We start from the raw sequence: 19,667 nt of genomic DNA, 5'->3' as shown, positions 1-19,667 counted from the left end.
CAACCGGATCGTCGTACAGCACGCATACGATCTTGGCCATGTTCCGCTCCCTCTCTCGCTGGGATGCAGGGCGTTATGCTTTCGTGGCTCTACCCATCAGCAGCGCCAAGCGCGAACTGGCCTCGCTCATGGATACGCGCTCGCGCCGCCTCACCAGCCTCATCATAGTTGTCGAAGTAGATAGCGCAGATCGTTTCATCGGCGATGCGTTCAGGGTTATCTGTCGATTTCACCGAAGACGATATCCAGCGAGCGACGACAGCCGAGATATCTGCCAGCTGCAATGCGATCGAGAGCGGCAGTCGCCCCATCCGCCCGGCATTGCCCTGCCTGCACTATAACGAGCCCGAGAAGAAAGAGTAGCTTGCGGCCCCAAGGTCGCTCTTGTCTCCAACCGGCATCGCCATCGGTATCATAACGGCCTGCGCCACAATGATGCAGGCCGTTATGGAATAGGGATCCTGAGTCTTTTTGGCCTTGGCTCAGGCGCTCGCCAACGAGCGGTAGCTCGGCGGCATCGGCGAAATGGAACAAGGTGATCGCCGCCGTAAAAGTCAGCAGCGGTTTGCAATCGAAAATCACGCTCAATGCGCTCGGGCGTTTTCGATACTCGTGGCCGCGATCGTTGTGGTCCAAGCCACGCGCCAACGAACGATCAATCTCCCTCGCATTGATGGCGAGTACCGCGAGTGCGCTGGCGGCGCCAAGCAACGCGACGAGCCCCAGCACGGTGGCCGGCATGATCGGCTAGCCGGCGACTTCCGCTATGATCGCTGTGAATACGTTCCTTGTATGGTTGAAGGCTTCCCTTGTATGGTTGAAGGCTTCGTTGCGGCCGACCCGTCTTGTGAACGCCTGTCTGCGGACGATGCCTAAGCTTCTTGCCGCGATCACCGGGGGAACACACCGCATCGCAGGCGCCAATCAGGGTTTGCGCGGCCGCCGCTGGCCGGAACAGGGGGAAAAGAATGAGGCATATCCCCCGAGGACGACGATGCTGGCGGTGGCACCAATCAGAGCGCGCTTCCAAACGGTCCAGTCGACGAGCGCTCCAGCTGGTGTGCGGGCTGCGACGGTTGCGATTCCCGCGATCGTCATGACAATGCCGACATGCGTGGGGCCCCATCCTTGGCTAGACCAAAGGAAAATTGCGAGAAACGGACCAACGCGTCCTTGCACGTCGGGAATGAGGAAATTGAGGCAGTCAAGCACCGCTTGGTTTCGCATGGGGTTTCCGCGTTTGTATGGCTCGGGACGCGGCCGACGCCAGCGCGGCGGTAACAGGCCTTGCAATTATCGAACGGCCCGTTGACGGCATTCCCATGCCAGAAGGCGATTATTCGGAAGCAGCAAGCGCGGCACTCGCGACAGACCGTCTCCGCTTCTCGCAAATCGCGCCGACGCACTTCGTTGACAAGATTCTTCCAAAGCCTCCTTTCGGCGCACCAGGCGGCGCATCGATTAGGGGAATGACGCCTCATGTCGCACATTGGCAGTGCAACGCGTGATCGCACCCGCAAATGAAACCATCCCGTTGGTCGCTTCCCCGGAATGCGGGGCGAGCAGCAGGCAGCTGCGCTGTCTTGATCACTCTCGCGCACGAACAGCTCGGGAATTGGACGCACTATTTTCGCTGTGGTAAAAGATCAAAGGGACAGACTGCCCCAATCCGCCGCGAGAAGAGCGGCCTCATCCCAAAGCGATACAGTTTGATGCGCTCGAGCCCTAGGTTGTCTCAGGCTCACGTACGCGAGCCTTTGTTAGCCGCGCTCGTGGACAACGCCTTGGACGGCATCATCACGATTGATAAGACTGGAACAATCCTGTCATTTAATCCTGCTGCGGTCGCATTGTTTGGATACACGCCCGACGAAGTAATCGGGCAAAACGTTCGCATACTGATGCCCGAGCCATATCGCAGTCGGCATAATGACTACCTGAGCCATTACCTCCGCACCGGCGAAGCCAAGATTATCGGAATTGGCCGGCAGGTCGAGGGACAGCGTCTGGACGGGTCGGTCTTTCCGATGGAGCTTGGCGTCGCCGCAGTCGAAGCCGAGGGCGAACGCTACTTTGTCGGCTTCATACATGATTTAAGCGAGCGGCGCAGATTTGAAGCTCGAATGCATGATCTGCACGCGGACCGTCTCGATATTATCGAGAATATGACAGTCGGACTCGCCCACGAACTCAAACAGCCCCTCTCTGGGATCAACGCCTATCTCCATATTGCGAGCAGGCTCCTTAAGAAAGGGGATTTAACAGAAATAGAGCAGGTCTTGGACAATGCCTCCAAGCAGGTATTCCGTGTTTCAGAAATAGTGGACAGTCTGCGCCAATTTATCGCGCGGGGCGAATCGATCAAGACTCTCCACCATTTAAACGAAGTCGTCCGAACCGCATGTGAATTCACCGACTCCATCGCCAAAGAATGCGGCGTCGCGACAGCTGTCAATCTGGATGCGCAAAATGACCTGGTGCTCATCAACAGGGTTCAAATCCAGCAGGTCGTCGTCAATCTGAAGCGCAATGCCATCGAAGCGATGGAAAATTGCGAGAGTCGCGAATTAGTTGTGTCGACGCGCCTGATCGACGGTAATGAGATTCGGGTCGATGTCGCTGATACTGGTCCAGGCATTTCGGAAGCGATCAAAGCCAAATTGTTCGAACAGTTTACGACCACGAAACCGCACGGGCTGGGCGTTGGCTTGTCTATCTCGCGCTCGATTATCAACGCGCATCATGGACGGTTGTGGGTCGAGCCCAATCCTGGCGGCGGCACGATCTTTAGCTTCGAATTGCCGTTGGCGGAACAACATCAAAAGCTCGCGGAAACCTAACTCCTGTCTCGAAAGCGACCGAAAGGGCAGCACCAGCGTTTGATTGAGGCCGCATAAATGGGTCGGCGAGGCAACACAACAGAGACGAGGACGAAGCGCGTGAGTGGCGCACGCCCTCTATGACAGCGCCGTGATTGGGCGAGCATAGCAATTTTGTTATTCTATTGGTGACGTTCTTTTTTGCCTTGCGCACCCGCTGATGTTACTCTTGGCTCACTTCCCGAACATCCTCTTTTGCCGCGTCGCGTAGTTCGGCGCGAAACTGATCGCGTTTTTCGTGGACGGAGGCGATAACGTATCCTACTGGAATACCTAAACCTACAAGTGCAGCCTCCGAGATTTGAAGACTGGCCTCGACCGTCTCGGGCACGGCATCAGTCACTCCAATTGCATAGAGGTGCCGTGCATGTTCGGTATCTCTTGCGCGCGCGACGATCAGGACGTCAGGCCTGAGTTTTCGGACGCCAAGAACGATCGCGTCTACGCTCGATTCCGAACCGATGGTCACAATGACAGCCGCGGCTTCCATAATCCCGCATGCTTTCATAAATGCCGCATGTGTCGCGTCTCCGAAGTACACTTCATGCCCGTTCGTTCGGTCTCCTGCCACCGAGGCTGCATCTCTATCCGTGGCGATATAGGGAATGTTATGTTCCTTCAGGAAGGACGTGACGACCTTGCCGACGCGCCCATGACCGACGACGATTGCATGCTTATACTGTTCGCGCGGCGCCACGTTGAGCGCCGGGTCAATCTTCTTTAGCGGTTCCATTCGAGAATTGATGTGTCGCGCGGCAGCGGACAACGCCGGAATGAGAATCATCGAAAGCGATGTGACAGCTAGAACGAACGATGACAGTGCAGGGGTTATAAGCCCGAGGCTTTTCGCCAGCCCCAAAGCGACAAAAGCAAATTCCCCGCCGGGGCCAAGTAGGAATCCAGTTTCGATAGCAACGCGCCACGATTGGCCGAATGCCTTCGACAGTCCAATGATGATCGCCGCCTTGAAGGCGATGAGGCTGCATACGATTGCCAAGATGGTGAGCGGATCGCGTGCAATCTCCCGCACATCAATGGTCATCCCCACCGTAAAAAAGAAGATACCAAGCAATAGGCCCTTGAACGGCTCGACGATGGCCTCGACCGCCTTGCGATATTCGGTCTCGGCCAGAAGGAGCCCCGCGACGAATGCTCCAAGCGCCATGGACAGGCCCTCGACGGCGGCCAGCACGCCCGTGCCGATGATGACGAACAGAACCGCCGCCGTCAGTAGTTCAAGAGATTCGATGGATCCAACAAGACGGAAAAGAGGTCGCAGCACTACTCTTCCAACCAGAACGATGAGCGCAATGGCCATCGCCGCATGGGCCAGTGTTATGCCAATGTTCGCCGCAAGCGAACCTTCAGTGTTCGAGCCGAGGATCGAAACGAATATAAGTATCGGAATCACGGCCAGGTCCTGCGCCAGCAGGATAGAAAAGCTTGCTCTGCCTGCCCCTGTGGGCAGCTCGCCGTGTGCTGCAAGAATTTCAAGAACGATCGCGGTCGAGGATAGCGCGAGGCAGGTTCCAACGATGATGGCGACCGATGGCGCCTGTCCAGTCCAGGCGATGATGACGGAAAGCAAGCACGACGTGATAACGACCTGCGATCCGCCAAGCCCGAAAACGAGTCGCCGCATTGAAAGCAACCGATCGTAGGAAAGCTCCAATCCGATAAGAAACAAAAGAAAAACGACGCCAAGTTCGGCGATGCCGCTAACATTTTTTGCATCGACGACGGTGAACCAGTAGAGAAACGGCAGCTTGTCGATGAATGAACCCAGCCCGAGCGGACCAAGGAGCGCGCCCGCTCCCAAATAACCCAGTACCGGGTTCAACCCGAGATAGCGCACCAAGGGAACGACGACGCCGGCAGTCCCTAGAACGACGAGAGCATCGCTATAGACCGGTATGTTGATTGTCGCAGCCAAATTACCTCCCAGAGTTGCACGGTGAAGGATTACGAATCTCCTTAAGCTTCATACACCGCAATTGGGCCTTCAACGATCGGCAATCTCAGTGCGCGCGGCCAGAGTTGCGAGCGCTAGAATATTGGCGATGACCGAGCCTTCGACTTTCGACCCCAGGGGGCCGGCAACCCGCTGCTCGCAGGAGTCTCCATCGTTAAGCTCCAAGGACGGGCCATGCTGGCACGGCTCCAAGGCAAAACGATCGGTCAGAACCGCACGCGTTTCTGCGAACGCGCCTGCGTCATGCTCAGCATCTCAGCGTAGTCCTAGGCATTCGCATTTTTATGGCGCTGCCCATCACCGTCGTTCTAATATGCCACAAACGCTGACGTTGCGTCTCGACCTGCGCTGAACGAAAAAATGGCCGCCTTTGCCGGCAGGATCGAAGTCTGCGTTCGCCGAGCTGGAATGCAGGCACATTCGGGTTTTCATCGAATGCGTCAAGCGAGGCTTCTAATGCCTGGCGCGCGAGTCGCGCACTCCAATTCAATTTGCGCGAGCATATTTCTTCCGGGCTCGCGCGGCAGCGAGCGCCTGCATATGATCGTTACGTGTTTTGGAACTTCCGTAGCCGTTCAGGGGCCTGCTCGTCAACTTGCCGGCGTCGCTGAACGCGAGCAAAGCCTGCATTGCCAACCCTGTAGGATACATACTTGCGATACTTGTCGCGTTTGATCTTCTCCCGGTATCGAGAGTTTGCTTCACTCTTTGGCGAGACAGGCCTGCCGCTTCCGGGGGCTGGGTTATTCCCGCCTCGGGCGGGAAGTAATGGCTGTCCATGTGGATAGGAAGGTTGTGAGAGGTGCAACATGGGATTCGTCGAAGATTTTATCTTAATGAACGAGTTGCGTGCGACGAAGATCGCGTTTGCAAACCTTCCTCCCTCTTCACAGCAGATTGCACTTCGGGAATTTCGCGATCTCACATCTAAAAGCGAATCGTGCGACTCGAAAGAGACGATTTCGGCGACGGCGTTCGAAGCGGCACTGCGGCGCCAAGAGCTTGGTCATACCGCAAACGCAATACCTGAATGGGTTGGAGCTTGCTTAGCCGAAAGTCATTTGCTTATGTGGCAAAAGGCCTGGAGCGGCAATTCCAAATGGCAGTCCAAACTTGCAGAGCTTGAAGCGTGGATTGAGCAAGCAACCTCTGGCGTCCAAAAAACCTGATGGATGCGACGCCGACGTTTGCCGCCATTTCTTTCGGGAGTTCGCGCTCGGCGTTGGTCTGCCAGTCCGCGGCATTTCGTGATAAATCGGTTTCACGATGCTACATCCCCGGCTTTCTTTCACCGTAGAGAGCGGCCGATGACGTTCAACACGAAGGCTCTGCCGATGTTGAGCGATGACGAGCCGCTGCCCGTGAGACGGAATGTTGAGTCGTTAAATGAACCACGCGGTTTCGACAGCATCTGCGAGAACTGCCGACCTACAGAGCGCTGATACGCGCCTTCGAAACCGTCCACGTACAGATTGTTTTGAGTGCTACCTTTGACCAGCGGGGCGGCCTTGGCTGAGACGCTTTCAGTCCGGTATCGGCCGCCATGATCGGCAGTGTTTATCGGCGCGCATCCGATCCACGGATTGGCGCAAGGCATTTCACGTCGGTCTCGATGCCATATTCAACACGTTCTCAAAACAGTCAACGCAATATGAACCTTGGCGCCGGCTTAGATCTCGGCGCAATGAAACATGTCCGTAGGTAACACTCGCTCTCTCGCGCACCCGGCTCAGAAAGGTATCATCGACGACGCGCGGCGACGTAAATGAAACTGCGTCCACCCTCTGCTTCGCCTAGGTGATGCGAACGAGGCGACGAGCGACACGGCGCCCGTGCAGCTAACTCTATGATTGCGTCGGCGAAGGTCGGAATGCGCTCGCCGCGCAGATCGCACTTGGGCGCATCGAGCGTGTGCCCGCGCTCAGAATCGAGCGCTCGGCACACCAGCGCATAAGCGCCGCGATGCACCTAAGAGCTTCGAGGTCTCGCCGGGATTGTTGAACAACTTGTTCCCAGGAGTTCGATCTGGAAACGTTGACAAATCTACACCGTGATCGCCGGTGATCGTGAGATAGCGCTGCGAGCGATAAAGCTCGACGTGCGCAGGATCGCTTTTGATCGTGCTTTCGATCTTCCCGCGCGCAATCATGCAGATTCCGGTGCCGGATGGGCTTACCTCTGAATAGTTCTCTGCGAGATTGACAATCTCCTGCGCCCACGGCTCGATCTGGCCGGTCTTAACGTCACGGCATTTGTCGAGATCGACGCCGGTGTAGCCATCATCTTCGGAAAGCACAAAGCCGACGCCGGCCAGCCGATATCGGCGAACGGCCGCTGCGGCCTGCGCATAACTGCTCCAATCCTCGGGGCGGGAATGCGACGCGCCTCGACCATTGTGGGGATTTACAGGCGGCTTAGTCGGATGCAGCAAACCATCCTTGTCGGGACGTGTATGTCACGACGCCGAGCCGCTTGCGATGAGCGGTCGTCGTCCCCAAAAAACTAATAGCATCCCTACGAGGATAAGTCTGATGTCAAATGCAGAGACAACGAAAGATCTCGTTGGCCAATCGATCAGAGAGATCAAGCGGGGAATCGACACGCTGGCCGATTCGACGAAAGCGCCGCTTGAGGCCGAAAGCCTTGAAGTTCAGCAGAATATCCAGCACGCAATTGACCAAGTGAAGGACGCTGTGTCGGTTGCCCTCGATTGTCTTACTCAGTGCAGCTCAGTGGACCAATTGCGAGGCTACGCAAATGAGGCAATGGGCAAGACGAAGCTAGCCATAGCTCTCTCTACGCGCTCTCCGGAGCTTGCTGTGGCCGGAATCGTGCAGCAAGTCATAGGCGATTTGCAGAAGTTTATAGGCGAAGCAAAAAACGCCGATGAAAAAGAATAGCACGGTCAGCTTGCATTCCCGGCATCGGCGTCTATCTGACCCGTATCCGCAGGCGCCACATGGGCCGGCAAATCCTTGGTTCTTCATAGCCCGGTCGTCGCCGACTGGGCTTTTTCACGCATCGCAGCCGCACAACGGGAAAATTCGCTCAGCCATCAACCTTGATCACCAATTTCTTGGTCCGTGTGTCTATGACCACGACGTCGGCCGCTCGTTTCGTCGCTTTGACCTGCTTGGCGACCGCGACAGCGTCGCGGACATCATAGAACCGGTCGTGTAAGACCTCGTCGACGCGGACTTCAAAGGGACATTCGACGAGCTTTGTCGGCGTTAATGCGTTCATGAGCGTCGATAGAAATACCCCTCACCCGCCGGAGAATTTGAGTTTCATAGGTGTAACAGGGTCAGCAGCGATCAGTCTGGATCGTCAGGCCTATGCCGCCAGCCTATGAACATGCACGTCGTGGCCTCCATTGTTCTGCATGGCAGACATGGCGGCGCGTTCATGTTCTTCGGTCCGGGTTCGCACCCACAGCAACAGCCCGCCGCGCGCTAATTGCGCCTGCACCCAATTGCGCTGACGACGTCGAATGAATGCGCCGACGCCCACGCCAACTAGGCTGGCGGCCATACCAGCGCCAATGCCCGCAACGATCGCCTCGGCGAAACTGCCGTAGATGGTCCAAATGGCGATCGCGCCAGCAATGGCGCCAACATAGAAGAGCAGGCCGATGAGCGCAGCTTTGCCTTCATTAAGCGACTCGGCTTCGATGTAGGAAATGCGAGGAGCTTCATCGCTGTCCTCGATTTCGACCGAGCGTTTCGATCCAACCTTTTCGCGCGTCTTCGCGTCTTCGGTGAGCAGGCTGATTTCGGATCGATCGAATCCATGAGTCATCAAATTGTCAATGGCGGACTGCAGCTTATCAAGCGAGTCGAACAGGCCTACGACTTCGGTAAATTCGCGAGACTGTTCGAGCGCAGTCGTTTCATTCGATTCCATGGAGTTTCTCCCGAAGCTCAGTACTCTTGAATCGAAGCCGGCCTCTTTGTGCGCCCTTGCCCATCTGAGCGGTCATTTGCCCTGTGGTCGGCGTCTCAGATATCAGCATGCCCCCGCTTGAAGCCTTCGACAAGGCCAAGCGCTAACGGAGCCCCGGAGAAAAGCTCTTCCCAGGACAGATGCTGCGTGAAGCGTCCGCACGTAGGCGGCACGATAGCGCCAAGGCCACATAAAGCCAAAAAAGCCTCGCAAGCGCACGTCCGAACGGCGACGCTCCATTTGCAAGGTCTGAGCAGCGGGACCCTGGGCGTGAACCTGAAAAAAGGCCCACGGCTGTGAAACCGCGGGCGAGGTCGCTGCAAACGTCACTATGATGCGACGCCGGCCAAATAGTTCTGAAGCGCGCCGAGGCAAACGGGGCTGCGAGCTGCGTCACGACGGCTTATTCCCGGACGTCATGCGGTTGCTTACCATTGCCGCCCGCCTATGATCTGGGATTGTGACAACTGCGCCCTTTTTATTAACCGGGAGAATGACCGATGACAGCCCGCACCGAGAGCGAGATTTCCGCCATTTCCGGGGCCGCAGTCGGCGCAACGGTTGGCGCCTTGGTTGGTTCACTGTTCGGCGTGATCGGAAGCGCAGTGGGAGCATTCTTGGGGGCAACGATTGGCGCCGCCGCCCGTCTCGCGAAACACGCCTGATGAACCGCCGGCTCGCAGCGGCGTCGCCGCCGAGGTCCCGCGCAGCGCGCTATTGAGCATTCGACGTCGCCGTCGCGTCCTTGACGCACTTCTTCGTGAAGCTCGTCTTGGCGGCGCCCGCCAACTTTTTCTCGACGGCGGCAGCTTCGCAGGAAGCAGCGGCGGTGTCCCTTTCGCACTTTTTCATGAAGCTGTTCAGCGCCGCGCCATGCAGTTTCTTCTCGGTAGCCCGGGCGGCGCAGTCCGGAGCGGGAGGCGGCGTTTGAGCGGAAGCCGCAGCGGAAACGCCAGCGGCGAAGATCGCGGCGGCCAAAATCCTTTTCAACATGTTGTCTTCCTCAAAGGTGCGCGTTTTCACTGCTAGAACAACCAAAGAAGGGCGACCAGAGAAGCCATCCCAAGGGCGTCAAACACTATCCCTTCCCAAGTCGGGCCGATCCATATTCCGAGCGTGAGCAGGCCGACTCGACGCACACAACTCCAACGAGTTGAAGGACCGAATTCATAAGATTCTCGAAGACGGCGCTCATAATCTCATCGTCGATCTCGGTCAGGTCCAGTTCATCGACAGCTCGGGTTTAGGAGCGCTGTTGTCCGGTTATAAGAACGCCAACCTGCGTTCGAGCGCATTTGCGCTGGCGGGTCTGCAGCCTCGCGTCAAGTCGATGTTGGAACTCACCAGGCTGCACCGCGTATTCGATATCTACCCTGGCCTGCAGGACGCGCTGGGCAGTTAAGGCGGAGGGGCCGGCTGGCTGATATGTCCGAGACAATCCTGAACTTGGATATCGTTGTCCCAAACCAAACGCGCTACCTGCGAGTGGTTGGAAACATCGCCGAACAGATCGCCAAGGAGCTGGACACACGAAATTGCGACCAGGACACTTTGGCGTACCACCTTAATCTCGTTCTCACCGAAGCGGTGGCCAACGCCATTGAATTTAGCGGCGGCAGCGGCACAAAAGAGACCGTCAGAATATGCCTATCGATCGAAAACAACGATCTTTGGGTTCGAGTCTATGACCACGGACAAGGTTTCGATCTCGCGGCCGTCCCGACGCCCGACTTCGATGACTTGAGCGAACGTGGGCGCGGGATCTTCTTTATTCGCTCCTTAATGGATTCTGTTGAGTACCACAGCACGGACTCCGGCAACGTTCTCGAGATGCGCAAGAAGCTGACATAACCAGAACCGGTTACGGCTTAGGGCCTTGCTCGACGCCGACAACGGATGGAAGGCGACGCCGCAACCGCAATTCGACCATGGACTGGGAAACGAATCTTTCAAATTTCCTCAAGCGCGCGGCCCGGAGATTGCAGCGGGAGCCGCCACCCTATTCGATCGAGCGCGCATTCCCCGCGAACTATCGTCCTTTCAACTCTGCGCAACGCGCCGGTCGCGACTTGCTGTTGCTGAGCGCAGCGGCGAATCGTAGGCGCGACGCCGTCGATGTGCGTCGGCTGACCGACGGCGCCGTCGCACGCCACGAGATCCGAATTTTCAGCATGAGGGAGCGCCCTCTCGACGAGCTGTTGCCGATCTTGCAAAATTTGGGACTTCGTGTCGTCGATCAGGTCCAATTCAAAATAACGCTCGACGCCGAACGAGGGTTCATTCGCAGCTTCCTCGTCGAGCCAGGGAATGAAGGCGTCGGCGTCCTCCAAGCCTCCGCCAAACAACTCCTGCGCGCGCTGGACGTCCTGCTCGCCGGCCAGGCGGAGGACGACGCTCTGAACAGGCTGACCTCGCTCGCGGGATTCGATTGGCGGGAGATCGATCTATTTCGGACCTATTGCAATTATTACCTCCAGCTTGGAGGCCGTCTTGGACGAGGCCGCGTTTACCAGGCGCTCCTGGACAATGTCGAGGTCGCGCGTCTGCTGCATCGCTATTTCGAGGCCCGCTTCGAACCAAACGGCGTCGCGAAGAACTCCTTTCAACTTGAATTGGACACGTTGACATCAATCCGGTTGCAACTCATCGCCGGCCTCGACAAAGTCTCGGACGTAAATGATGATCGCATCTTGCGCGATCTCTTCAATCTTATCGACGCCACCCTGCGCACGAATTTCTATTTCCGTGGCGATCGGGTCGATCGCGGCATTGCAATTAAAATCGATAGCCTTGGCGTGATTAACATGCCGAACCCAAGGCCGATGACGGAAATCTACGTCCACTCGCGCTTGATGGAAGGCGTGTATTTGCGCGGCGCCAAAGTGGCGCGCGGAGGCGTTCGCTGGTCGGATCGCCCGGACGATTTGCGTGGTGAGATTCTCGATCCAATGGAAACGCAAATGGTCAAGAACGCCTTGATCGCTCCTCAGGGCGCCAAAGGCGGGTTTGTCCTCAAGCGCCCTTGCGCGGACCCCAAACAGCGCGAGAGCCTCGCGAAGGCGGCCTACGGTGATTTCATTCGAGGATTGCTGGATCTGACCGACAATTTGGAGAACTCGCGAGCGACGCATTCGCCCGAACTCGTTTGCTATGACGACGCCGATCCCTATCTTGTCGTCGCCGCCGACAAGGGGACCGCGACATGGTTGGATCACGCCAACGAAATCGCGCAGTCGTATGGCTTCTGGCTTGGAGACGCCTTCGCGACCGGCGGATCGAATGGGTTTCACCATAAAAGACTCGGCATCACCGCCCGCGGCGCCTGGGTCTGCGTGAAACGGCATTTCCACGAATTGGCACGCGACATCGACGAGCAAGCGTTCACCGTCGTCGGCGTCGGCTCGATGGATGGCGATGTTTTCGGCAACGGAATGTTGCAAACGAACAATATTCGCCTGCTCGCGGCATTCAGTTCGCGGCATATATTTATCGACCCCAGTCCCGACCCGCTGCCTTCCTTAGCGGAGCGCCGCCGCTTGTTCGACACGCCGAATTCCACCTGGCTGGATTACAATCCGGAGCTCATTTCCGGGGGCGGAGGGGTGTTTCGGCGAGACGACAAGGACATTCCACTGAGCACCGAGGTGCGAGCGTGGCTTGGCGTACGACATCCCTCGATCGACGGGGAAGGCCTCATCCGCCTCCTGTTAACCGCGCCCGTGGACCTGTTATGGATGGGTGGCGTCGGCTCCTATGTCAAGGCGAGCTCCGAAACCAACGAGAGCGTCGGCGACCGCGCCAATGACGGCGCGCGCGTTGACGCGATCCAGCTTCGCGCCAAGGTCGTTGGGGAGGGCGCGAACCTTGCCTTCACTCAACGCGCGCGCGTTGAATATGCCCTGAACGGCGGTCGCATCAACACCGACGCGGTGGACAATTTCCGCCGGGGTCGACCTCTCGGATCACGAGGTCAATCTCAAGATTCTCCTGCGCTCGCCTCTTGTCGGCCGACCCGATGTCCTTGGCGACAAGGATCGAAATCAACTTCTCAATGCGCTCACCGACGATGTCTGCACATCCGTGCTGAATGACAATTATCGGCAGAGCCTGTGCCTGTCGTTGGACAGCGAGCGTAGTCTCGAAGATATCGGACCGTTCATGGATCTCGCCGATCAACTCGAGAACGTGGGGCTATTGGATCGAACGCTCCACGCCTTTCCGTCGCGCAAGGATGTCTTGGCTCGCGCCGGAAAGCGACTGACAAGGCCGGAGCTCGCCTTGCTGACGGCCTATTCGAAGTTGGCTGAAGCGGACTCTGCTCGAGGCCGCAAGCTTTTTACAAGGGGAATGGGCCAATGATCTTCTCGCCGGTTATTTTCCGGAGGTGGTGCGCTCGCGCTACGCGGATCACTTGAAGGATCATCCGCTCGCGCGAGGGATCGCCGCGACGATGATTTGCAACAAGGTGATCGATCAAGCAGGCGGCTGCTTTCTCCTTTGCAGCGAAGGGCTGGTTCCAGACCTGCTCATTGACGCGGTTGGGCTTTATTTGGCCTTCGACCAGATTTTAGAGGGCGATCGATGGCGCGACGCCGTGCGCGCCCTGGACGGCAAAATGACGACCAGCCGTCAGTATGAATATCTCCTGCAGCTCGAGAACGCCCTGGCGTACCTGTGCCGCTGGGCATTGCAGTGTGGCCGACGCCTCCAACCACGCAAGGACGAAATCGCCGAATGGCGCGGATATCTGCGAGACTATCTTGATCACTTCAGCGAAAGCGCGGAGTTCGCGATTTTGGGTTCGACTGCTCCCGAGGTCTCGCGGCAATTGTTCTTGAACAGGCTGCGCGACTTTCCGATTCTGGTGGAGCTGTCTCAGTCCGCGGGGCAGGACATCCGGGTTGCGGCCGAGCTTTACGACGACGCGGTCGTTCTGTTTGGACTGCGTCAGATCGCAACGCTTCTGGCCGAAGTTAAGGCGCGGAACGCCTGGGAGCGACGGTTGCAGACCGCGCTCGACGACCGGTTTCGCGGGGCGCCGGCGCGCGTAGCGTCGTTCGAGTTGCGAATGGGTTTGCGAGAACCGCCGGCGTTCTTCCGACGTCTTGGGTTCGAGTCTCATTTGGCCAAGCTTCAGCGATCGCGCGCCGAATTGATCGAGGCGGCCATGCCGACGCTCGCGGCCTTCGCGGCCTTCGGCGCCGAACTCGACACGCTGATCGATGCGAGCAGCGCGGTGTGCGACGCCCGCGCGGCAGCCTAGATGATGGAGACAGAGCCAACAACGCGCTCGGCGTTGCACGATGCAAAGGAGTTGGCGCCGTGATCAAAAACCCGCCTGCACGCTCGATCCTCGATGCATTTGACGAAGGCCTCTGCCTGCTGGACGAGGCCGGCGCGCTGCGCGCGATGAATGGCGCGGCTGAACGGTTGACTGGTTACGCGGAAAAAGAGTTGATCGGCCATCGGTTGGTCCCGAAGCTCGAAATCTCGAGCAGAAAGGACGATACGCGTCCGGCCGCGCCGGCGCTGGACCCATCAACGCCGTCGGGCGCGGGGTTGGACATTCGATTTCGTCGCAAGGATGGAAGCAAGGTCGACGCCGTCTGTGCGGCCTATCCGCTTGGGAATAGCGCCACAGGGGCTCTGTTGAAGCTTCGCCCCCCTGAATCCACGCCAAGCGAAGACGTCGCGCTGCGCGACATCAAGGTAAAGCTCGAAGCCATCTTCGGTAGGATGGTCGATGGCCTTGTCGTCATCGACGAAGGCGGCAAAATTCAATTGTTCAGCGCGGGAGCCGAGACGCTCTTCGGCTATCGCGCGGAGGAGGCGCTCGGCGCCAACGTCAAGTTGCTGATGCCTGCGCCATATCGCGACGCTCACGACGGCTACCTTTCAACGTATCGCGAAACCGGCGTCAAGAAGATCATCGGCATAGGCCGGGAGGTCTCCGGACGGCGCAAGGACGGCTCGACCTTCCCAATGTATTTATCCATTGGCGAGATCTGGTTGGAGGGGAAACGATACTTCGTCGGGGTCACTCACGATCTGACCAGGCTAAAGCGCGTCGAGGAGCGGCTTATAACCCTTTCGGCGGCAGTGGAGCAGAGCCCCGCCGCTGTGATGATTTCGAACAAGGAAGGGCGTATTGAATATGTGAACAACCGTTTCGTCCATTTGACGGGGTACGAAGCTGACGAACTGATCGGCCAGAATCCACGTCTGCTGCAATCGAATCATAAGGCGAGCGAGCAATATCGCCGTCCCTGGGAAACCATTTGCGGCGGCAGCGAATGGCGCGGAAAAATCCAGGATCGGAAGAAGAGCGGCGAACTCTATTGGGCGCAGGAAACGATTACGCCTTTGCGCGACGCTCGGGGCGAAATCACCCACTTCTTGGCGATTCAGGAGGACGTCACGCAACAAAAGCAGGATAAGGAGGCGCTCGCCGAAAGCGAACAACGTTTCCGACATGTCGCGGAGATGGCCGGCGAATGGCTTTGGGAACAGGACCCGCGGGGCCGCTACATCTATAGCAGCGTCGCGGTGCGAGACATTCTCGGGTTGGAGCCGGAAGAGATCCTGGGAAAAAGCTATCTTGACTTATTCGCAGGGGAGCCCCCCGAACATTGGATGGCGGAGCTTCCTTCCTATTCGGCCGAAAATTGTCATCCGTTTCACCGGCTCGTCAATCATTACCGTCACAAGGACGGGCATGACATCTACACCGAGTCGACTGGCTCCCCGATATTTGACCCCAATGGCGAGTTGATCAAATGGCGTGGCGTGGACCATGACATTACAGCGCGAAAGCAGTACGAAGACGCTCTGCGCGTTCGCAATCGCGCGATCGAATCCGTGCACATCGGCATTGTGATCTGCGATGCGCGAATTCCTGGAAACCCCAATATTTACGTCAATCCGGCGCTTTCTCGCATCACGGGCTATACGCGCGAGGAGCTGCTCGGACACAGCATGAATCTGCTGCAAGGCCCCGAAACCGATCCGGCGGCGCTCGATGAAATTCGTCGCGCCATCTCCAAAGGACAAAGCTGCGAAGTTACGCTGAAGAACTACCGAAAGGACGGCTCCGCCTTTTGGAACGAGTTGCTGATCTCGCCGGTCGTGGACGACGCCGGCGCAATCACGCATTATATCGGCATCCAGACGGACGTCACCGAACGGCGCAAAGCGGAGGAGAGCCGGCATGAATTGGAGATCGCGAAGCATATTCAGCTTTCGTTGCTGCCGGACGCGCCACTTCGCCTGCCCCGCGCCGAACTGGCCGGCGTTTGCCTACCCGCAACCCATGTGGGCGGAGACTATTTCGACTATTTTGACAATTCCGGCGGCGTCGATGTCGTGATCGCCGACGTCTCCGGTCACAGCGTCGGGGCGGCGCTCATCATGACCGAAGTGCGCAGCACGTTACGAGCCGAAACCCGCAGATCAATTGGCGCGCCAACTGGCCCGGCGCAGGTTTTGCGCGATTTGAATGAGCTACTTCATCACGACCTCACTCGGGCCGAATTGTTCATCACGATGTTCTATTTCCGTTTTCTGTCCGAGACCCGAACCTTGAAATATGCTAACGCCGGCCACAATTCTCCGTTGTTGCTGCGGTCGTCCCAAAGCGCCTGCGCCTTATTGGACGCGGATGGCCTGGTGCTTGGCGTGAAGCGCGCCGTCGATTTCGAGGAGCGTAGCATCGGACTTTCCGCCGGCGACAAGCTCCTATTCTACACCGACGGAGTCACGGAGGCCCAAAATCGCCGTGGCGATTTCTTTGGCGTCGATCGCCTATGCGAGGCGTTCAGGGCGCACCGTGATCTTGCGCCAGAAACGCTGATCACCGAAGTGCTGGCCGATATGCGCGAGTTTTGCGGCGACGCGCCTCGAAGCGACGATATCGCGATGGTGATCATGGAGATTTCGTGAACAATAGATTCCGCCAACTTCGCCCCTATATTGAACGGATTCTGGGCTCCGGCAAACGCGGTACGAGGAGACGCCGAGCGGCGGGGGGCTCGACACCGGTTCCATGGGGGCCGTTCCGTGGCGATCGCTGACTCCATAAACCCGTCCCAGCGCCGCAAGGTCGGACTTGCCTTGAGCAGCGGCGTGGCGAGAGGCTGGGCGCATATTGGGGTGATACACGCCTTGTCGCGCCTTGGAATCGGATTCGACATCATGGCAGGCTGTTCAGCGGGCGCGCGTCGGCGCATGCTATCTCACACGACAACTCGACGAATTGGAAAGCTGGGCGCTGTCGCTAAACAAGCGGAACATCTTGAGTTACCTCGATTTGCATTTTGGCCGCGGCGGACTGCTCAGCGGAAACAGAATCGTCACCGAAATACGACGATTTCTCGGTTCGCGCCGCATTGAAGATTTGCGGATTCCCTTTGTCGCTGTCGCAACCGATTTGGTGACCGGACATGAAATATGGTTGCGGCAGGGCGACCTCGCCGACGCGGTGCACGCGTCCTTAGCCTTGCCCGGATTGTTGCCGCCCACGGAAATCGAGAGCCGCTTGCTTGCAGACGGCGCGCTGGTCGACCCCTTGCCTGTCGCGGCTTGTCGCGCGTTGGGCGCGGATATGGTCATTGCGATCAAATCTCAACACCGACATCATTGGCAAATCGCGCAGCACCGCGGCGAATGTTCGGACCGCATTTGGGTTCGTTCCGCTAACGCTTACGCAAGGCATCACCAATATCTCGAACGCCGCGCTTCCGACCGGGCTAACGCGTGGAATTTTTCAGCAGGAGAGAGACCGACCGAGCTTGTTCGGCGTGATGTCGACGTCTTTAGGCATCATGCAGGATCGCCTGACGCGTTCACGCTTGGCGGGAGACCTGCCTGACGTGCATATCACGCCGCGCGTCGGCCATATCGGGCTGCTGGAGTTCGATCGCGCGAAGGAGGCCGGGAAGGTGAGGATGCAGTCGAACGCAAAAGGATCGAATTGGCCGACTCATTGCAGGCCATGAGCATGGGAGTCGGAAAAGGCTGGGAGTAGCAAATTTTGCGGGTTCGCCGCACAGAACGCTAATCTACGACGGTCGTCCATTCGATCGACAATGACGGTGATATCCCGCGCAAAATAGAGATTCAGACGCCAAGCGTCGCGCTCATAGGGTTATCCAAAGGCTTGCGCAATATCACCGATGAGATGGCGGCCGCCGACGTATTTCGTCAAAAAAAGGCGATAGATCGGCCCATGCCGGAGCGGCGACCGGAAAACCGGCCCAAGGAGCCTGTTGTCGCAACAGACGATCGGTCTGAAGCCCTGTTTGCGCCCAATGTCCTCGGAAATGCCGCATTTACCGAAATGCGGCACCAGCCAAGCGCCGCCCAAGGCGACTTTCCCGTCGAGACGTGAACGCCAAAAGCGTTCTGGACGATCAGCGCGATATCAGACACGGCTCGACGATCAACGTGCTCGCGCGCCCCAACACGACGCCGAAGTCGGACAAGAGAGCCAAAGTCATCATTGCGTTGTGCCGAAGGTAGGACGATTCCGCTCCACAATCGTCGAGCGCGCGCCGGCTATGCAGAAACTGGCTTGGCGCGTGGAGCTTATGGATGGAGATGAGGAGACGATCGAATCCGGCGCAAGCGCAAGACAGCATAGAACCGCCGTTTGTCGCTTTACACGATCATCGGTTCGTCAGATATCGTGTTCGGCGTTGATCGACGATCTCGACGTCAGCGCGTCGTACCAGCTTCCCTTGCGCCTGCCGTTTCGACGGTGGTTGACGACGCCGCCAGCGAGAATGATCTCGATTTGATCGGACGTCAGACCGTGTTGCGTCTCTATTGTGACGTTCGCGGATTGCAACACGATTTTCCCGCTGCTTTCGAGCTTCTGGCGCAAATCCGGGATCTGGAGCGTATCGTTCGCCTCCAACCGATCATAGTCCGTCGACTCGACGAAAAGGAGCGGAAGAATTCCATAGTTGATGAGGTTTTGCCGATGGATTCGGGCGAAGCTCTTCGCAATCACGATCCTGAGGCCGAGATAGCGCGGCGCCGCGGCGGCATGCTCGCGAGAGGAGCCCTGACCGTAGTTCTTGCCGGCGACGACGGCATGTCCCGCCTTTTGACCGGTGGCCCTCGCGCGATCGACATAGGTCGGGTCGACGCGTTCGAATGAAAAGTCAGCGATCTTCTGGAGATTGGAACGATAAGGCAATGCCTTCGCTCCCGCCGGCATAATTTCGTCGGTCGAGACGTCGTCTCCCATCTTGAGAAGCACAGGCAGCTCCAATTCATCGGGAAGCGGATCTAATTCCGGCAGCGATTTGATGTTCGACCCCTTTACCAATGTGACTTCTCTCGCTTGCTCGATCGGAAGCGGCGGCTCGAGCAGTGAGGGTGGCAAACACGGGATCGCTGGTTGCGAGAGTTTCGGATAGGCAATGCCCAGCGTCCTCGGATCGATGATCTTGCCGACGAGAGCGGATGCAGCCGCCGTTTCCGGAGAACACAGGAACACCGAATCTTCTTCGGTTCCCGAACGTCCCGGGAAATTGCGCGGCGTCGTGCGAAGCGAATTCCGTCCGATCGCCGGAGCTTGCCCCATGCCGATGCAGCCATTGCATCCGGTCTGGTGAATTCGGGCGCCGGCGGCGACAAGCGCGCCAAGCCGCCCATCATTGATCAGCATCTGCAGCACTTGCCGCGACGTCGGATTCACATCGAAGGAGATGCCGGGCGGGACCGTTCGCCCCCGGACGATTTCCGCGGCGATGGCAAAGTCCCGCCACCCCGGATTGGCGGAAGAGCCGATGTAGGATTGAGCGATCTCTTCGCCTTGAACTTCCCGTACGGCGACGACCTTGCCAGGACTCGACGGCTTAGCGATGAGC

18 protein-coding genes and 2 pseudogenes are annotated in these 19,667 nt (G+C 58.0%); 13 read left to right on the top strand and 7 right to left on the bottom strand.

The features are described 5' to 3' along the window. Positions 1 to 216: 216 nt before the first annotated feature. Complete coding sequence (locus ACR65W_RS18090) at positions 217 to 741, bottom strand: hypothetical protein (RefSeq protein WP_175095900.1); 525 nt, start codon at positions 739 to 741, stop codon at positions 217 to 219. Between the two features lie 971 nt (positions 742 to 1,712). Here ACR65W_RS18090 and ACR65W_RS18085 point away from each other — a divergent pair. Next, complete coding sequence (locus tag ACR65W_RS18085) at positions 1,713 to 2,840, top strand: two-component system sensor histidine kinase NtrB (protein ID WP_175095901.1); 1,128 nt, start codon at positions 1,713 to 1,715, stop codon at positions 2,838 to 2,840. Between the two features lie 202 nt (positions 2,841 to 3,042). Here the strand turns inward: ACR65W_RS18085 and ACR65W_RS18080 are convergent, their stop codons facing one another. After that, complete coding sequence (locus ACR65W_RS18080) at positions 3,043 to 4,812, bottom strand: cation:proton antiporter domain-containing protein (protein WP_175095902.1); 1,770 nt, start codon at positions 4,810 to 4,812, stop codon at positions 3,043 to 3,045. A gap of 848 nt (positions 4,813 to 5,660) precedes the next feature. Here ACR65W_RS18080 and ACR65W_RS18075 point away from each other — a divergent pair. Further along, positions 5,661 to 6,020: a hypothetical protein gene (locus ACR65W_RS18075; RefSeq protein WP_175095903.1), complete on the top strand. Its 360-nt coding sequence runs from the start codon at positions 5,661 to 5,663 to the stop codon at positions 6,018 to 6,020. Positions 6,021 to 6,772: 752 nt separating this feature from the next. On the opposite strand, the gene ACR65W_RS18070 is transcribed toward ACR65W_RS18075, so the two are convergent. Continuing rightward, a complete protein-coding gene (locus tag ACR65W_RS18070; RefSeq protein WP_196399019.1) occupies positions 6,773 to 7,282 on the bottom strand; it encodes a hypothetical protein in 510 nt (169 codons plus the stop codon). 100 nt (positions 7,283 to 7,382) lie between these two features. Between ACR65W_RS18070 and ACR65W_RS18065 the strand changes: the two genes are divergently transcribed. Beyond that, complete coding sequence (locus ACR65W_RS18065; RefSeq protein WP_175095905.1) at positions 7,383 to 7,751, top strand: CsbD family protein; 369 nt, start codon at positions 7,383 to 7,385, stop codon at positions 7,749 to 7,751. Between the two features lie 148 nt (positions 7,752 to 7,899). Here ACR65W_RS18065 and ACR65W_RS18060 read toward each other — a convergent pair whose 3' ends face one another. Then, positions 7,900 to 8,094, bottom strand: coding sequence for a hypothetical protein (locus ACR65W_RS18060; RefSeq protein WP_175095906.1), 195 nt, complete (start codon positions 8,092 to 8,094; stop codon positions 7,900 to 7,902). A 90-nt stretch (positions 8,095 to 8,184) separates the two neighbouring features. After that, a complete protein-coding gene (locus tag ACR65W_RS18055; RefSeq protein ID WP_175095907.1) occupies positions 8,185 to 8,754 on the bottom strand; it encodes a hypothetical protein in 570 nt (189 codons plus the stop codon). Between the two features lie 539 nt (positions 8,755 to 9,293). Here ACR65W_RS18055 and ACR65W_RS18050 point away from each other — a divergent pair. Beyond that, entirely contained in the window at positions 9,294 to 9,458 is a 165-nt protein-coding gene (locus ACR65W_RS18050) for a hypothetical protein (RefSeq protein WP_170162625.1), read from the top strand. Positions 9,459 to 9,507: 49 nt separating this feature from the next. Here ACR65W_RS18050 and ACR65W_RS18045 read toward each other — a convergent pair whose 3' ends face one another. Continuing rightward, complete coding sequence (locus tag ACR65W_RS18045; RefSeq protein ID WP_196399018.1) at positions 9,508 to 9,786, bottom strand: PsiF family protein; 279 nt, start codon at positions 9,784 to 9,786, stop codon at positions 9,508 to 9,510. A 139-nt stretch (positions 9,787 to 9,925) separates the two neighbouring features. Between ACR65W_RS18045 and ACR65W_RS18040 the strand changes: the two are divergent. From ACR65W_RS18040 to ACR65W_RS18000, 9 genes and pseudogenes are all read left to right on the top strand, one after another. Beyond that, positions 9,926 to 10,195: pseudogene (locus ACR65W_RS18040) on the top strand (STAS domain-containing protein); the annotation flags it as partial. 23 nt (positions 10,196 to 10,218) lie between these two features. After that, positions 10,219 to 10,644, top strand: coding sequence for an ATP-binding protein (locus ACR65W_RS18035; protein WP_196399016.1), 426 nt, complete (start codon positions 10,219 to 10,221; stop codon positions 10,642 to 10,644). Between the two features lie 77 nt (positions 10,645 to 10,721). Then, a complete protein-coding gene (locus tag ACR65W_RS18030) occupies positions 10,722 to 12,884 on the top strand; it encodes an NAD-glutamate dehydrogenase domain-containing protein (protein WP_246720561.1) in 2,163 nt (720 codons plus the stop codon). Further along, positions 12,775 to 13,152, top strand: coding sequence for a hypothetical protein (locus ACR65W_RS18025; protein ID WP_348644211.1), 378 nt, complete (start codon positions 12,775 to 12,777; stop codon positions 13,150 to 13,152). The genes ACR65W_RS18030 and ACR65W_RS18025 overlap by 110 nt, the downstream gene beginning before the upstream one ends. Beyond that, the gene (locus ACR65W_RS18020) at positions 13,085 to 14,056 is read left to right on the top strand and encodes a hypothetical protein (protein WP_348644210.1); all 972 of its coding nucleotides are present in this window, start codon (positions 13,085 to 13,087) and stop codon (positions 14,054 to 14,056) included. The genes ACR65W_RS18025 and ACR65W_RS18020 overlap by 68 nt, the downstream gene beginning before the upstream one ends. A gap of 59 nt (positions 14,057 to 14,115) precedes the next feature. After that, positions 14,116 to 16,731, top strand: a complete 2,616-nt coding sequence (locus tag ACR65W_RS18015; protein WP_348644209.1) for a PAS domain S-box protein — start codon at positions 14,116 to 14,118, stop codon at positions 16,729 to 16,731. A 117-nt stretch (positions 16,732 to 16,848) separates the two neighbouring features. Further along, positions 16,849 to 16,956, top strand: a pseudogene (locus ACR65W_RS18010) (Patatin); the annotation flags it as partial. Positions 16,957 to 17,044: 88 nt separating this feature from the next. Then, positions 17,045 to 17,659 carry a patatin-like phospholipase family protein gene (locus tag ACR65W_RS18005; protein ID WP_281432848.1) on the top strand — a complete coding sequence of 205 codons (615 nt, stop codon included), beginning with the start codon at positions 17,045 to 17,047 and terminating at the stop codon, positions 17,657 to 17,659. A 309-nt stretch (positions 17,660 to 17,968) separates the two neighbouring features. Further along, positions 17,969 to 18,178 carry a hypothetical protein gene (locus ACR65W_RS18000; RefSeq protein ID WP_434502986.1) on the top strand — a complete coding sequence of 70 codons (210 nt, stop codon included), beginning with the start codon at positions 17,969 to 17,971 and terminating at the stop codon, positions 18,176 to 18,178. Positions 18,179 to 18,466: 288 nt separating this feature from the next. Here ACR65W_RS18000 and ACR65W_RS17995 read toward each other — a convergent pair. Further along, positions 18,467 to 19,667, bottom strand: a 1,201-nt coding sequence (locus tag ACR65W_RS17995) for an aconitase family protein (RefSeq protein WP_434500825.1), incomplete at its 5' end; no start/stop codon positions are given.

This window comes from Methylocystis sp. (genome assembly GCF_051062815.1).
Classification (GTDB): domain Bacteria; phylum Pseudomonadota; class Alphaproteobacteria; order Rhizobiales; family Beijerinckiaceae; genus Methylocystis.
This window is presented reverse-complemented; position numbering and strand designations above follow the sequence as displayed.